The sequence below is a fragment of the Echinicola shivajiensis genome, from assembly GCF_018642165.1.
GTDB classification, from domain to species: domain Bacteria; phylum Bacteroidota; class Bacteroidia; order Cytophagales; family Cyclobacteriaceae; genus Echinicola; species Echinicola shivajiensis.
Genome location: NZ_JAHHZM010000002.1, coordinates 481733 through 497057, shown reverse-complemented (window position 1 = coordinate 497057; position 15325 = coordinate 481733). Strand labels below are relative to the sequence as shown.

General features: G+C 38.3%; 11 protein-coding genes. 3 read left to right on the top strand and 8 right to left on the bottom strand.

The genetic code is table 11. From position 1 onward, the window contains the following. Positions 1-3 precede the first annotated feature (3 nt). The 3 genes from KMW37_RS06565 to KMW37_RS06555 form a co-directional block, all read right to left on the bottom strand. Entirely contained in the window at positions 4-1584 is a 1581-nt protein-coding gene (locus KMW37_RS06565; RefSeq protein WP_215223806.1) for an arylsulfatase, read from the bottom strand. Between the two features lie 145 nt (positions 1585-1729). Then, positions 1730-3280 (bottom strand): sulfatase family protein, encoded by a 1551-nt coding sequence (locus tag KMW37_RS06560; RefSeq protein ID WP_215223805.1) that lies wholly within the window; start codon positions 3278-3280, stop codon positions 1730-1732. Positions 3281-3305: 25 nt separating this feature from the next. After that, positions 3306-4757, bottom strand: a complete 1452-nt coding sequence (locus KMW37_RS06555) for a sulfatase (RefSeq protein WP_215223804.1) — start codon at positions 4755-4757, stop codon at positions 3306-3308. A 301-nt stretch (positions 4758-5058) separates the two neighbouring features. Between KMW37_RS06555 and KMW37_RS06550 the strand changes: the two genes are divergently transcribed. Both KMW37_RS06550 and KMW37_RS06545 read left to right on the top strand, forming a co-directional pair. Further along, positions 5059-5640 carry a DJ-1/PfpI family protein gene (locus KMW37_RS06550; RefSeq protein WP_215223803.1) on the top strand — a complete coding sequence of 194 codons (582 nt, stop codon included), beginning with the start codon at positions 5059-5061 and terminating at the stop codon, positions 5638-5640. Positions 5641-5763: 123 nt separating this feature from the next. After that, positions 5764-7179, top strand: a complete 1416-nt coding sequence (locus tag KMW37_RS06545) for an SDR family oxidoreductase (protein ID WP_215223802.1) — start codon at positions 5764-5766, stop codon at positions 7177-7179. Here the strand turns inward: KMW37_RS06545 and KMW37_RS06540 are convergent. The 5 genes from KMW37_RS06540 to KMW37_RS06520 all read right to left on the bottom strand — a co-directional run bounded on the left by KMW37_RS06540 (position 7176) and on the right by KMW37_RS06520 (position 14116). Continuing rightward, positions 7176-8432, bottom strand: a complete 1257-nt coding sequence (locus KMW37_RS06540) for a hypothetical protein (RefSeq protein WP_215223801.1) — start codon at positions 8430-8432, stop codon at positions 7176-7178. The two genes, KMW37_RS06545 and KMW37_RS06540, sit on opposite strands and share 4 nt — an antisense overlap. Positions 8433-8894: 462 nt before the next feature. Then, a complete protein-coding gene (locus KMW37_RS06535; RefSeq protein ID WP_215223800.1) occupies positions 8895-9854 on the bottom strand; it encodes a GNAT family N-acetyltransferase in 960 nt (319 codons plus the stop codon). A gap of 6 nt (positions 9855-9860) precedes the next feature. Further along, positions 9861-10688, bottom strand: coding sequence for a 1-acyl-sn-glycerol-3-phosphate acyltransferase (locus tag KMW37_RS06530; RefSeq protein ID WP_215223799.1), 828 nt, complete (start codon positions 10686-10688; stop codon positions 9861-9863). A gap of 196 nt (positions 10689-10884) precedes the next feature. Next, on the bottom strand, positions 10885-11715 hold the full coding sequence (locus tag KMW37_RS06525) for a DUF4249 domain-containing protein (protein WP_215223798.1): 831 nt from the start codon (positions 11713-11715) through the stop codon (positions 10885-10887). Between the two features lie 4 nt (positions 11716-11719). After that, the gene (locus KMW37_RS06520; protein ID WP_246581363.1) at positions 11720-14116 is read right to left on the bottom strand and encodes a TonB-dependent receptor; all 2397 of its coding nucleotides are present in this window, start codon (positions 14114-14116) and stop codon (positions 11720-11722) included. A gap of 232 nt (positions 14117-14348) precedes the next feature. Between KMW37_RS06520 and KMW37_RS06515 the strand changes: the two genes are divergently transcribed. Beyond that, positions 14349-15314 carry a vWA domain-containing protein gene (locus KMW37_RS06515; RefSeq protein WP_215223797.1) on the top strand — a complete coding sequence of 322 codons (966 nt, stop codon included), beginning with the start codon at positions 14349-14351 and terminating at the stop codon, positions 15312-15314. The last annotated feature ends 11 nt before the right edge of the window (positions 15315-15325 follow it).

Below are 15325 nucleotides of genomic sequence, written 5' to 3'. Positions count from 1 at the left end.
CTGTTAATTTTCAACAGAAGCCATTTCCAGCATTTTGTCCACAAACTTCCAATTATCAAATTTAGGAGAAGCATGCTCTTTTGCTACAATCTCATCCAATTGTTTCAAAATTCCCGGATGAGCAGCTGCCACATCATTTTCTTCATTTCTATCAAGTTCCAGGTTGAATAGCTGCCATTGATTTTCCGGGTTCTTTGCAAGATCAGTTTTTACACCTTTCCATTTCCCCATTCTAATTGCCAACTGTCCTCTTTTTTCAGGATACTCAAAGTACAAAAACTCATGGGCTTGCTGTTCGGAATCTTTTCCCAATAAAGTAGGCAAAAATGATATCCCATCCGAATTGGTTGGAACTTCAGAACCAGTTAACTCACCCAAAGTGGCCATTACATCGTATTGAGCTGAAATATGGTCTGTAGTGCTTCCTGCATTGATCTTTCCAGGCCACCAAGCGATCATCGGCATTCTGATCCCTCCTTCATATACATCCATTTTTAAGCCTCTAAGACCAGCTGTACTTTCAAAATATTCGGCATCTACACCACCATTAAAGGTTGGTCCGTTGTCACTTGAAAAAATCACAATGGTATTTTCATCAAGTCCCAATTCGTCCAATAAAGCAAATATCTTCCCTACTTCCTGATCCAAATAGCTGATCATGGCAGCATAAGCTGACTTAGGAAACTCATGTGGTGCATAACCCTGTTGTCCCAAATAAGGTTCTTCCTCAAACTTACCTAGATAAGGTTTCAGCGCTTCATTTGGAACCTGAAGTGAAACGTGGGGAATCGTATAGGGTAAATACAAAAAGAATTCCTCGTCTTTATTCTGACGAATAAACTGCTCCGCTTTTTCAGTCATCTTATCCACAGCATATTCCTCCCCTATATAGGCATCAAAAAAGCCTTCATCACCATATTTCAAATCACTCTTTTTGAAATTCTCCAATGCAGTTTGATTGGCTTTACTGCCACGGGCAGAAGGAGTATGAACAAAAATATAAGGATTATTCAAGCTATCCCATTGATCATTTTCCCATAAATGGGTTGGATAAAAATTATGCGCCTGACGTTGGTCAAGAAAACCATAAAAATAATCAAAGCCCTGGTTATTGGGATGCCCTTCATTTCCGGTCATTCCAAGTCCCCACTTTCCTATCCCTGCAGTTTTATATCCGGCACCTTGTAACATTTCACCAATCGTTACCTGATCTTTTGGGAGAGGTTCCTGACCATTTTCTACCTCATCAGTAAAGCTAGCAGGTAATACTGGCTTATTGCCTCTGATATATGAATGCCCTGTATGCATACCCGTCAATAAAGCACATCTAGCAGGAGCACAAACTGGAGAAGCTGTATAATGCTGATTAAACAACATCCCTTCTTGGGCCATTTTATCCAAATTAGGTGTCTTGATCTTATCCTGGCCATTAGGGCCTATCTCACCAAAGCCAAGGTCATCTGCATATATATAGACGATATTAGGCCTAGCATTTTTGCTGGTTTCCTCCTTCACTGCTTTTTGACAAGAGCTGAAGCCAAATAGGCCAATCACTCCCATAACAGTATATAATAAACTTTTCATTAAAATATCTTTTGATTCCTTTCTAAAATTAGAATTTAATAATTAAAATAAAAAAATAAGCTTCATTTCCTTTTAAGATTAAAAACAAAAAAAGGGTGCTATGCTATTTTCAAGCATTAACACCCTTTGCTATTCCTTATGGTATTTATTTTTTATTTATGGTCGGGTTGCCGATCTCTTGATGAAAAATCTCTTCAGCCTCCGTATCTTCATACTTTTTAATGGCTTCAAGTAACTTGGCTTTCATTTCTTTTTCGACTTCCTGATAAGCCTCTTCACCTGAAACATTGTTCATCTCTGTAGGATCTTTCTCCAAATCAAATAATTCCCAAGAGTTCACTTGATTATAGAATCTAATGATTTTATAACGATCAGTTTTCACTCCAAAATGTGGGGAAACATTATGCTCACCTACTTCATAATAATGATAATAAAGCACTTCCCTCCCCTTTTCAACTTCACCTGTTAATACAGGAAGCATGGATTCACCTTGAAGGTCTTCAGGAATTTTCACTCCAGCAGCATCCAACAAAGTAGGTGCAATATCCAAGTTCATGACCATAGCATCAGATTTTGTACCAGGCTCTACCACTCCTGGGTACTTCATGATCATTGGAGTACTGAAGGATTCTTCATACATAAATCGCTTGTCGAACCATCCATGCTCTCCTAAATAGAATCCCTGATCCGAAGTGTAAATAACTATGGTATTTTCCTCCAAGCCATTTTCTTTCAAATAATCTAAGGTTCTACCAATGTTTCTGTCCATTGAGGCAGCTGTAGCCAAATAATCACGCATGTATTGCTGGTACTTCCATTCTACCAATTCCTTTCCGGATAAGTTGCTGGCTTCAAGTTCTTCACGAATAGGAGTATAATGGGCAAAAAACGCTTTCTTTTGCTCATCAGTCATTCTCTTAACGTTATTATCTCCTACCTCATCAGGGAACATTTTAAGGTCGTAGCCCATGATCATGGTTTTGTCGACAGACATATCATTTTCCATGGCAGCCAATCTCCCCTCATAGTTATCATAGAAATTATCAGGAATTGGGAAAGTGACATCATCATACATGTCCATATCCTTCAAATCAGGCATCCAAGTTCTGTGAGTAGCTTTATGGCCAATCACCACACAAAATGGCTTTTCCGGATCTCTGCTATCCAACCAGTTTTCAGCAGCGTCCTCTACAAGGTCACTTACGTAACCAGTTTTTCTTATTCTTTCTTCTTGACCTTTTACAATGAAATCCGGATTGAAATAGAAACCCTGACCAGGTAAAATTTCATAATAATCCAAACCTTGTGGATTTTCACCCAAATGATATTTACCAATCCATGCTGTTTGATAACCTGCTGCTTGCAAATGTTTCACAAATTGATCTTGGCCTGGATTAAATTTGCTATCCGTATTCCTTCTGAAACCATTCAAATGGCTGTATTTGCCTGTCAATAACACTGCACGGCTAGGTCCACAAATTGAATTAGTTACATAAGCATTATTAAATAACACCCCTTCATTGGCTATTCTATCAATATTTGGAGTTTCAGTAATCGTGCTGCCATAAGCACTTATAGACTGACGAGTATGATCATCCGAAATGATGATAACAATATTTGGCGGTTTTTGCTCTTTGGGCTTGGAGCATGAAACAACTGCCAGTGTTATCAAGGCCCATAATACATTTCTAAACATGGATTATTATTTTGGTATGCTGGTTTTATTTATTTGCTGTATAAGTTTTTCCTAAATCATTATCCCGAACCTCAGCCAATTTCTCCTTTAGCCTCAACTTGAACATTTCAACTACATCTTCATACTGAGGATTGTGGGCGAGATTATTAAATTGTTGAGGGTCATTTACCATATCAAATAACTCCATTCCTCCTGCTCCATCTTCTTCATATTGTATAAATGCCCATTTTCTATTTCTCAATAGGAATAAATGCTTACCTCTCCACTTGGAAACTGAAAAAGCCATATCCCTTACCTCATGAGCTGGATTATCCAATGTTCCCACCAAGCTTTTACCTTGGATGGCATTGGGCAATTCCAAACCTGCCAATTCTGCCACTGTAGGATATAAGTCTATCAATTCCGCAAAGGATTTACTGACTGCCGGTTTCTTCCCAGGCACCTTGATGATCAGAGGTACCTTAGCCGATTCTTCGTGAAGACTTACCTTCATCCAGAATTGATGCTCTCCTAAGTGAAAGCCATGATCCGAGGTAAAAATCACAATGGTATTATCTGTAAGGCCTTCTTCCTCCAAGGCCTTTAAGACCTTACCTACTTGAGCATCCATATAAGATACCGATGCATAATAAGCCGCTATGGCTTTTTTCTCTTGATCCTCTGACATCCTAGCATTTACACTGGTCACATAGTTGATACCATTTGCAGGGATATCATCCCAATCCCCTACCACTTTTGGTGGTAAAACCATTTCCTGATAAGGATATGGCTCAAAATACTGCTTTGGAGCAACAAAAGGCACATGAGGCCTTACCAAGCCTACAGCCAGAAAAAATGGCTCATCACCTTTATTTTTAATCAACTCTATTGCCTTTTCGGCTGTTCTCCCATCAGAATGTGCTAGATCATCTCCATCTGCCTTTACTATCGTCATTACATTCCCCCCTTTTCTTGGAAGCTTCCCAAAAGGATTTCCCTGCACCAACTCTGCTTCACCTTCTGCCTTCCATTCTGGACCTTGACTATTGAACCTTTCTGTCCAAGAAGCTTCATCATCAGCACCATTGGAACCTGTCTCTATATCAATGGGAACTCCCATATGATATATCTTGCTCACCCGGGCTGTATAGTAGCCATTATTCTTAAACAATTGTGACCAAGTAATTTTATCAGGACCAATATTCTCTCTTCCACTAGTGTATCCAAAAGTTTCTGTTGCGTGAGGATAATATCCAGACATAAAAGAAGCACGTGAAGGACCACAGATTGGAAACTGACAATAGGCCATATCATATTGGGTTCCTTCAGCTGCCAGCTTATCAATATTGGGAGTAATTTTTAATGGATTACCATAGGCAGATACAGCCTTGGCTGTCAAATCATCTGCTATAATAAATAGGACATTAGGTTTTTCCTTTTTTTGGGCAAAAGCAAAACTTGCGCTAATGCACAAAAGCGTTGTGACTAGGTATTTCAATGGTTTATTTTTTTATGATTTCAGAAAATTAAATTTAGCAAAAGCCTAAACATTTCCTTGCTTAAATAAAATAGGGATTTAGCGGCCTGAAACAAATTTAAAAAAACTAACGACAACTTTTATGCAATTTTAAACTAATAAAACACCATACATCAATTTTTTTAATAAACTCTACGGAAAAATCAGCCACTTTCATATCCCAATAACAAATTAAAAGACAGTTAACAGTACTGATTTTATATTATAAACAAAAATAATTACATTCTGCTTCTATCTTTTAAACCCAATAAAACTAATGATTATGACAAAGAAAATATTAATGCTCGTTGGTGATTATGTGGAAGATTATGAAGCCATGGTCCCATTTCAGGCCATGCTTTCGGTAGGTTTACATGTGGACACAGTCGGGCCTGAAAGAAAAAAAGGAGATACTGTCCCCACAGCCATTCACGATTTCGTAGGAGACCAAACTTATAAAGAAACTCCCGGTCACCGTTTCGGAATCACCAAAGACTTTAATCAGGTCAAACCCGCTGATTATGATGGTCTTTATATTGCAGGTGGTAGGGCCCCAGAATACACCCGGTTAAATGAAAAAGTCCTTGAGTTTACCAGACATTTCTTCGAAGCCAACAAACCTGTAGCAGCCATCTGCCATGGTATACAAATATTAACCGCTGCAAGGGTACTCGAAAACAGAACCTTAACAGCCTATGTAGCAATAGGACCTGATATTGAATTGGCAGGAGGAACATGGAAAAACATTCCTGCTGATCAAGCCATTACTGATGGTAATCTGACCACATCACCAGCTTGGCCAGGCCATCCTGCTATACTGAAAGAATTTTATAAATTACTTGGGATTCAAATTTCATTTAACTGACAACCTGCTTTTAAACAGAACTCGCTGGCTCCGAAATAATTCGGAGCTTTTTTTCTAAGAGGACCACTTCATTCTAAACAATTCTCTATTTTTTTGGTCTTAACAATATAAAGATGCAATTCAATGAAAATCCTTCTTACAGGTGCTACGGGCTATGTTGGAAAGAGAATTCTTCCCGCCTTGGTCTACAATGGCCATAAGGTAGTTTGTTGTGTAAGGGATAAAAACAGATTTTCGCTACCCAAATCATTTGTCAATCAGGTCAAAGTAATAGAAGCTGACTTTTTGGATGAAACTTCCCTTAAATCTATCCCTAAGGATATTGATGGAGCCTTTTACTTGATTCATTCCATGTCAACTTCAGAAGATTTTAGTGCCTTAGAATTAAAATCAGCCCAAAACTTCAGAAACTATCTGGATCAAACTAAAGCAAAACATGTTATTTATCTGGGAGGCATCATCAATAATAAAGTACTTTCAAAACATTTGCTATCCCGTAAAGCAGTCGAAGATGAATTGTCAAAGGGAAAATATCATTTCACTGCTCTAAGGGCAGGAATTATTATAGGCTCAGGCAGTGCTTCCTTTGAGATCATTAGGGATTTGGTCGAAAAACTCCCTGTTATGGTCGCACCAAAGTGGCTATCCACAAAATGCCAGCCTATCGCCATAAGGAATGTAGTCAGTTTTTTGAGTCTTTCCATATTCAATCCAATAACCTATGACAAGCATTTTGATATTGGCGGACCGGACATACTAACTTATAAGGAGATGCTATTGGGCTATGCAGCCAACAGAGGTCTGAAAAGAAAGATTTGGATTGTGCCTGTCATGACTCCAAGGCTATCCTCCTACTGGTTGTTTTTCGTCACCAGCACAACCTACAAGTTGGCCGTCTCCCTAGTGGATAGTATGAAAGTAGAAGTAGTTTGTGAGCCCAACACACTGGGTAAGGAGCTGGGCATAGAACCGATGGATTATCAAACAGCCTTAAGCAAAGCCTTTACAAAAATAGATTCCAATGAAGTTATTTCCAGCTGGAAGGATTCACTGGTGAGTGGAAGGTTTGATCACAATATCTCCGAATTTATCAATGTCCCTGAATTTGGCTGTATGAAAGACTGCAGAACTGCATCAGTCGAAAATGAAGAAGAATGTTTGGAAAAAATATGGCAAATCGGCGGAGAAACGGGATGGTATTATGCCAATTGGCTTTGGAAACTAAGAGGTTTTCTTGACAAACTATCTGGGGGCGTTGGACTTAGAAGAGGACGCACCCATGTACATACCATCAATAATGGGGATGCCGTGGATTTCTGGAGAGTATTATATGCCAAGAAAGAAGAAAAAAGATTGCTGCTTTATGCGGAAATGAAAGTTCCTGGCGATGCTTGGCTAGAGTTCAAAATTGATAACCATAGACTTACCCAAACAGCTACTTTCCGACCAAAAGGTCTTTGGGGTCGTATCTATTGGTATTCCGTACTGCCATTTCACGGCGCAATTTTTGGCGGCATGATCAGAAAATTGGCCAATTAATCCGCAGCACAGGTTAAGTTATTCCGGATCTCTTCTTTAGTAGGATTGTAGCCATTGTTTTGTACCTCTATCTCTACCTCTGGATCTTCAAAAATTAATTTACTGATTGCACAGTAGTCTACTAAACTTGAATTTTCAAGGATTTTCAGGGTTCCTCCCATTATTCTGAACTCATGCAAGCCTGAAAGCTCTAATATTTTAGGATTGTTTTCAATTAAAAACTCTCCACTTACTTCATTAACATTCATCCCCTCAAATGACTCAAGTGAAGGGTTATTTTTAACAATGAAATCACCTTCGACCATTCCTAACCCCTTCAATTGAGATAAACTTTGGATAGAAGTGCTTCCCTCCCTTCCATCTTCCTCAATTATCAAATTGCCCCTTATGGTTTCATATTGATATTTTCCAAACTCATCCACTTCCTCTTGGTTTCTTAGCAGCACATTTCCATTATATACTTTTTCCTCTTCTTGTATTTTCGCCATTTTAATCAACAAAGGTTCCTCCTGATGCTTTAATAAACTATCAATAGAAATAAGGGTCCTCATCTTTGAATAGCCATCTACAAAAGCCTCCAATCCAAGAATCGAACCTTCTTCATACCCTTCCTTCAATATTACTTTCGCAGCTGAATCAACTTCAATCTGATAAGAAGTATTAATCACCAAATCACCCAATAAATATTTCTCCTCATCATACTTATCTCGCAATGCCACCCAAAAATACAACAATGGCCTAAATTTCACCTTTTCTGGATCTAGACCAAAATCCTCAGGGGAGTAACCTAAAGTCGAAAGAACATCCAAAATAATTTCCTTAACCTTATTAAGGTCCATTACTTCAAAAGCAATGGGCAACTGAGCATCAATAAAATCTTGTAATTTCCCTTTTTCTGGTATTGCAAAAAGTGCCGTTTCTTCTGCATCTAGCAATAAAAATTCAGTTAGTTGATATTTTCCAACAGGCAAAGTGATTTCTTCAACATAAAACGTACCCTCTGATTCATAAACATCCATTACCTTTCCCGTAATTTCGGTAGCCGATCCATCCCCCTTAATGATGGTAATTTGAGCACTGACCACCAAGTTGAAATCATCAACCAACTTTCTGGCATTGCTGCTTTCATTTGGCAATTTAAAACTAAAAGAAACTGTACCACTAAGTTGTGAGGGAACATCCAATTCTCTGGAACAAGAAAAAACACCTATCAAAACACTTAGAACAGTACATAAAATGAACTTATTGGACATGATACAAAATGAAAAAACCAAAATATTTATACAATTACTCAAAAAAAGCAAACAACAAACCGTCTACTTAACCATGAAGCACTTATATACAAATACAAAATACATTTATTTATTTGTGAAACGAAATTTTTCATTAATTAAAACACCTGAACATCAAACTTTTGTGATCAAAAAATCTTTATTTATCCAATCCTATAATTTAAAAATATGATTATCCAGTTTCACACCAGTAGATTTATTTCTCACCGATTCCACGAATTTCCACTGATCTACCTGGCGGAAGACAGGTTTAATTAATTATTTCTGTGAAAGATGTGTCATTTTTGAGAGAATGTTTTGAAGGGTAATACTTACTGGTGGAATAGCGGATATACAGATTAAAAAAGTTCCTTAAACATAAACAATAAAAAAGCTGTTGAAACCAAATCCCAACAGCTTTTTTACAATCTCTTATCTTAAAACCTATTTGTCCTCCACCTTCTTATCTATGTACTTATCTCTCTCATAAGTTTCTATATGGCGCTGCTTTTTGGTCTCATAGATATCCTTTAGGGTAATCATAATTCCTGTCTCTTCCACCGCCCCAAATTCATTGTTCATGGCAGTTCCAAAAGTTTTCATGCTTGGAGAAAGGTTCATATAGGTATTGATCAATGGTGGAATATTTTCACCTAGAGCCCTAACCTTGGTATTTAGGATTTTGTATCCTTCCTTATAATCTTTCTCCTCAAAAAGCGCCTTAAATCCACTTATATCTGTTTTGTAGGGTAAAGAGCTGATAGGCTCCACCAAATGCTCATTATCTGGAAAATAATGATTCATAAAATACAGTAGCAAATCCCTTGCCTCTGCATTGAAATGTGGGTACATCGTCACCTTTCCAAAAAGATACTCAACATCAGGGTTCAAGACCACCACCGCTCCCAGTCCATCCCAAAGGTTGTCCAAGGAAAACACCCCTTTTCGGTTATCCTTCCGTGGCTGGTATTTAGGCTGAACAAAAGACCTGCCCAACTCAATTGTTTTTGGCAGATATTCCTTCTTGAATTTATCGGTGAATTTAAATAAATGGGCGGTGGAAAGGTTCACTTCACCATGCTCATTCTCTCCTGCATTTTTGCAGTTTATCAATCTATAACCTGCAATGATTTCTTCCTCTTCAGGGTTCCAAGCGATCAATTGCTCATAGCAATTTTCACAGGTATCATTTTCATCAATATCCAATGGCAGTCCTGTTCCTCCTCCTGCACCTCTAAAGGTCAGTTCCCTAAGACGTCCAATTTCCCTCATCACATTGGGGGAATTATGGTGATTTATTAGATATACCTGATTATCGCCATTATTAGTATGGCGTAAAAATCTCTCGGGTGTCAACTCCCTCTTCAAAATCTCCTTATCAACAGGCGCTATTATCTCTTGCATAAAAACTTAACTTTCTGTGGCTATGGAGTAAACGGTATTTTTCACTTCCTCTGCCCAGTACTTTTCACTTTTCGAATCATCAAAATACTTGTAAGAAATGGGTTTTCCTACATGTATAGTTACTTTTTTGTTCCTTTGGCCAAACATTTCATCTGCCAAATAAAGCATCTCAATATTTGCTTTGACCCCCAGTTTTTTCCTGATCAGGGCCAGGTTATAAAAAAACGATGAGTTTTTTCCCTCAATATAAACAGGAACTACATCTTTTTTATATTTCTTGGCTTTCGCAATAAAGCTTTTCTTCCATTCCAAATCTTTTATCCCTCCTTCTTGCTTTCTTGAAACCAAGCCAGCTGGAAAAACCAATACCGCCTCATCTCCTCCATAGGTCTCCTCTATCAGCCGTGCAGCAGACCTTCCATGTGCGCCATGTTTATTTACTGGTACAAACAGAGGCTCAAAATTTTTGATATTGGTGAGGATATCGTTCACTAAAAACCTCAAGTCCTTACGGTGTTTTCCTAGGGCATACATAAAGGCAATTCCATCCAATCCACCCAAAGGATGATTTGAAGCAAAGATCACGCTTTCGTCCTTAGGAATATTCTCAGCACCTTTAAGCTCAATCTTTACCCCGAATTCCTCTATCAGTCCATTTACAAAGTCTAGGCCTTGAAGATGGCCCAACTTGCCCATAACATAATTGATATCATCTTCATGAGCTATGCGACGGATATAACTGAGAACAAAGCCAGGAACCCACTTCAAAAGTGAAGGATTCTTGTCCTCAATTACTTTTCTTATTTCTATAAATTTCTTTTGTGGCTCCTTCAACTGCGGATATTAAATTTAACCAAAACTCCCCGACAAATCTTGTCAACCCTAAATATTTGATATACAGATTTATGCGGATTTCCCTGGTGATTAACAAATCCTTTTTGAAGCCATTCTTTGCGACTTCAAAAGCTAAAAATACAAAAAAATCATAAAGAGCCCCTTAAAAATTAGCTCATAAAACCTTATTAGTCCCTTATTCTATCGTTATTGTTTCTGTTACTACTGGACCTACCATAAAATATCCCAAAGCAGCATTCTCACCTTCAAGCAATTGGATATTACTTGGTGGATTTTCGGGCAAAGGACTAAAAAGTCCTCCATCATTGAAAAGGAATCCTTGGAGGCTCTTCAGATAATCATAGGCATCTTTGTTCAATCTATACAGGGACACCCTGGCCACATCTCCCTTTTTGAAAACAATATTATCAATATCAAAACCATCTTCTATGGCTCCTTTTCCAAAGGTATCATCAAAAAGCAGATAATCCCCCCTTCTGTTTAACAAGGTATCATTCCTCACCACTTTCACCCTATAATAATTATTTTCTTCAAAAGGGATTTTCCCATTCACCTTTATATAATACCCCTCATCTCTGATCAAATTTCCTTCTTTATAGGAATAAGTTAGGCTGTCTATTTCTGGTGCCTCCAATAATGTACCACTTGACACATGATGTTCACCTCCCAGTTTCACATGCAGCGAATAAACTCTTCCTTCCCTTGGAACAATATTGGTTTCGGGAAGATATTTCAAAGAACTGCTCACAAACTGAAAATCAATCCTTCTCTGCCTATCTTCTTCTATTATATATACTTCTGCAGATTCTACCGACTTATAACCAGTAGAATCATAATAATCATGACTTTGGCTTATAATCACCTCATTAATACTTCTATTATCAGTCCATATACCCTCAATAACCGTCTGGGAAGGAGCAGTTTGTAATACCGGCCTAACTTCTTCCAAACAGGAGCTAAGAAGAAGAATAGTAATGATTACTATGCCGTATTTTGAGGACTTCATAAGTTTAAAATTCAAAATTATAAGATATCGATGGCAATACAGTAAACAGATAAGTCATTACCACTCCGGGCCTTCTTGAAAATATTTCATCGTCTGGGGAGGATTGATAATTCACATCATTATTGATGATATCTGTAAACTGGTATAAATAGGGATTCTTTCTAGCATAAAGGTTATATATACTGAAATTCCAGCTTCCTTTCCATTTTTTACCCTTGTCTTTATTTTTCCAGGTAATTGAAGCGTCCATCCGGTGATAGTCAGGAAAACGGTCTTCATTTCTTATGGGCCCATATAGTGGGATTTCCTGTCTATCCATAGCATAGGAACCCACGGGAAAACTGACTGCCTGGCCCGTAGAATATATAAAGGTAATATTGGCCAGTAATCTTGGATTAATTGTTCGTTGCAAGACCAAACTTAAGTCGTGAGGCCTATCATACCTAGGGTTATAGGCTTCTCCCAAACTGATACCTGGTACTTTCCGGAAAGTCCTTGAATAAGTATAGCTTAGCCAGCCTGTAAAACTTCCCGAATTTTTCTTCAGCATAAGTTCAGCCCCATAAGACCAAGCTTGGCCTTTTAGCAACTCTGCCTCAATATTGTCAGTGAATAATAAATCAGCCCCCTGTTTTACATCCACGATATTATCATAGTCCTTATAATATCCTTCCAAAGACAAATCCCAATCTTGCTCTCCAAATGATTTGAATATCCCAAGTGAATATTGATCGAGACTAAGTGGGTCAATATACCTATTTGATAAAACCCATCTATCTATAGGGAGTCCAGCTGAATTGTTAGCAGCAATCTGTAAATATTGGTAATTTCTATTATAGGCTGCCTTGAGGGAAAGTTGCTCATTAATCTTAAACCTAAAAGCTAAGCGGGGTTCCAATCCATGGTAAAACTGCATTTTTTTAAATGGTTTGTAAAAGAGCGTATCCAATATATCCTCTTCCTCACTACTTGGACCATCTCTATAAATATATTCTGCTCCTTTCCCAATTTGATGATAGGCACTTACCCTTAAACCCGCTTCTACTTTTAGTCTTTCATTAATATCAAAATTCCCAGAAACAAATGCGTCGTACTGAAAAGCATTGACAGGATTGGTCACCACAGGTTCCAAACTGCTCCCAGGCTCAACTTCCATTTCTAAAGGGAAAAAATGGTAATACCGGTTTTGAAAACCTCCTTCTAAATTGATCTTATCATTAACGGACCAGTTGATTATTCCTCTTAAGCCTCCTTCAGACAAGAGGTTCTCCCAGCTAAACCCATCTTCCTCGTCTTCGATAATTAGATTATATCCGTACTGGGAATAATATCCATTGATTTCCAAAAACAGGTTTTCCTTGATTAATCTATTCCAGTTAAGGCTATTCACCCAGTTTTTCCAGCCAAAGGCAAAAAGGCCATCTACTTCCAAATAATCATTTCCTAAAAAAGTAGTAAACGTGAGCTTATCCCTATCACTTGTCCGAAATTCCAGCTTCCCTCCTAAATCATAAAAATACAGCAGGTTATTTTTCACTTCATCACTTCCAAAAGCCTTCAAAAACAAATCTGCATATGTTCTTCGAGCTGATAGTACAAATGATGATTTATCTGAAAACAAAGGTCCATCAAGGCTCAATTTAGAACTGATGGTTCCTATTCCACCCTCACCATGAATCCGGTCCGTCCGACCGGTTTTCATCTTCACATCTACAACCGATGATAGTCTCCCTCCCATTCTGGCTGGAATATTCCCCCTGTAGAGGTCCACGCTTTCCAAAGCATCAGGGTTGAAAACAGAGAAAAACCCGAAAAAGTGAGATGGATTGTAGACTGGAGCCCCATCAAGTTGTATCAGGTTTTGGTCGGATGAACCACCCCGGACAAATAATCCTGTAGTGCCTTCACCTGCGGTCTGTATTCCAGGCAATAACTGTAGACTTCTGAGTACATCTACTTCTCCAAATAGGGAGGGGATATTTTTTAATGTACTAATGGGAATGGTATTCCTACCCAAATCAACACTCTCAATTGGTGAATCTTCACTGCCTCCTTCTATTACCACCTCTTCCAAATTCTGTAACAGTTCACCCAATTCCAACTTTAACTCTGTGCTTAAATTGGCTCTATCTATTGGTATATGCTTTATTTCATATCCCACGAAAGTAATTACCAAGGTTTGGGGCAGTTCGATTACCTCTATGTCAAAAAAACCCTTTTCATCACTGACCACGCCTTTGGTTTCTTCCCCCAGCCAAAAAATGGATGCCCCAGGGAGTGCTTCTCCTGTCTTTTCAGAACTTATAACTCCTTTGATTTTCTTTATTTCCTGAGCGATCCCCATAAAAGGACAAAAGCCAATCAGCCAAAAAATCATCAGGCAAAACAAAAAATGCTTCATAGGGAAACTCTTGGTTATTCTATTTGGGTACATGGGTAATCAAAATCCTTTACTTTAATCATTCTGCCTGAAAACAAAATTCCAATTTAAGTTAGTATTTTTTTTGTGATATCTATGCTAGTAAGTTTACTATTAACTAATTACTCCGACATACGTACCAGCTATAGCCAATGGACCGTAATAATTTTATGGGCATTGTTTCGTTTTGATTTAAAATTCCTAATTTCAAGGCATGATTTGGGCATATCCTAATGTTTCTTTGTTGACAATAATGGCAGTGATTTTCACACTGCTCTATACGGTATATTTATACCGTTTTTACATTATTAATAAAAAGTTAAAAGTCAAAACTCACCGCCTTTTGTTGAAAATGGGCCTGAGGATACTTTATTTCCTTTTGTTTCTGGTAGCCTTGGCTGGCCCTTCCGTAGGCAATGCCACCAAGGAAATAAAACAAGAAGGTAAGGACATATTCATAGCAATAGACCTTTCGCAGTCCATGAATGCCCAGGATATAGGTCCTTCAAGGCTGCAGAGGGTAAAATTTGAGCTTAAAAACTTAATCAAGAATTTCAGCACTGACCGAATTGGACTGATCATATTCAGTTCTGAGGCCTTCGTGCAGTGTCCCTTGACTTTTGACCAGAATGTACTGCAGCTTCATTTGGATGGTCTCCACACCAATCTTGTCCCTAATTATGGAACTGATATTGCCGCTCCATTGGCACTTGCCATTCAAAAGTTCAAAACAGATGAAAACCAAGATCCAAAGTCAAAATCCATAGTCTTGATTAGCGATGGGGAAAACTTTGGAGACAACCTCAACACTATTATAGAAAACATGAAAGAAGAGGGAATTCGGGTTTTCAGCCTCGGTGTTGGTACCGAAAAAGGAAGTACTATCCCCAAGGGAAGTGGTGTAATGATGGACAAAAACTCCAGCGGTCCAGCAATCAGTAAACTTTCAAGCACTACTTTGAAAAGGATTGCCAGTGAGACCAATGGACAATATTTTGAAATCAGTAATAATGCACAGGAAATCCCGCAGTTGATTACTGTCATTGAAAAAGTAGAAGGCACTGTTACCGGCTCCAGAACCGTAGAAGCCTCTGCCAATAAATATTTCTATTTCTTATTAGCGGCTTTGGGCCTTGCCCTATTGGACATGATCTTACCGCTTAGGACAATCAGTATGTAAATAGAGATGCC

Coding starts and splice junctions, on each gene's coding strand:
- KMW37_RS06565 (WP_215223806.1), bottom strand. CDS start 1,584: ATGAAAAGTTTATTATATACTGTTATGGGAGTGATTGGCCTATTTGGC.
- KMW37_RS06560 (WP_215223805.1), bottom strand. CDS start 3,280: ATGTTTAGAAATGTATTATGGGCCTTGATAACACTGGCAGTTGTTTCA.
- KMW37_RS06550 (WP_215223803.1), top strand. CDS start 5,059: ATGACAAAGAAAATATTAATGCTCGTTGGTGATTATGTGGAAGATTAT.
- KMW37_RS06545 (WP_215223802.1), top strand. CDS start 5,764: ATGAAAATCCTTCTTACAGGTGCTACGGGCTATGTTGGAAAGAGAATT.
- KMW37_RS06540 (WP_215223801.1), bottom strand. CDS start 8,432: ATGTCCAATAAGTTCATTTTATGTACTGTTCTAAGTGTTTTGATAGGT.
- KMW37_RS06535 (WP_215223800.1), bottom strand. CDS start 9,854: ATGCAAGAGATAATAGCGCCTGTTGATAAGGAGATTTTGAAGAGGGAG.
- KMW37_RS06525 (WP_215223798.1), bottom strand. CDS start 11,715: ATGAAGTCCTCAAAATACGGCATAGTAATCATTACTATTCTTCTTCTT.
- KMW37_RS06520 (WP_246581363.1), bottom strand. CDS start 14,116: ATGAAGCATTTTTTGTTTTGCCTGATGATTTTTTGGCTGATTGGCTTT.
- KMW37_RS06515 (WP_215223797.1), top strand. CDS start 14,349: ATGATTTGGGCATATCCTAATGTTTCTTTGTTGACAATAATGGCAGTG.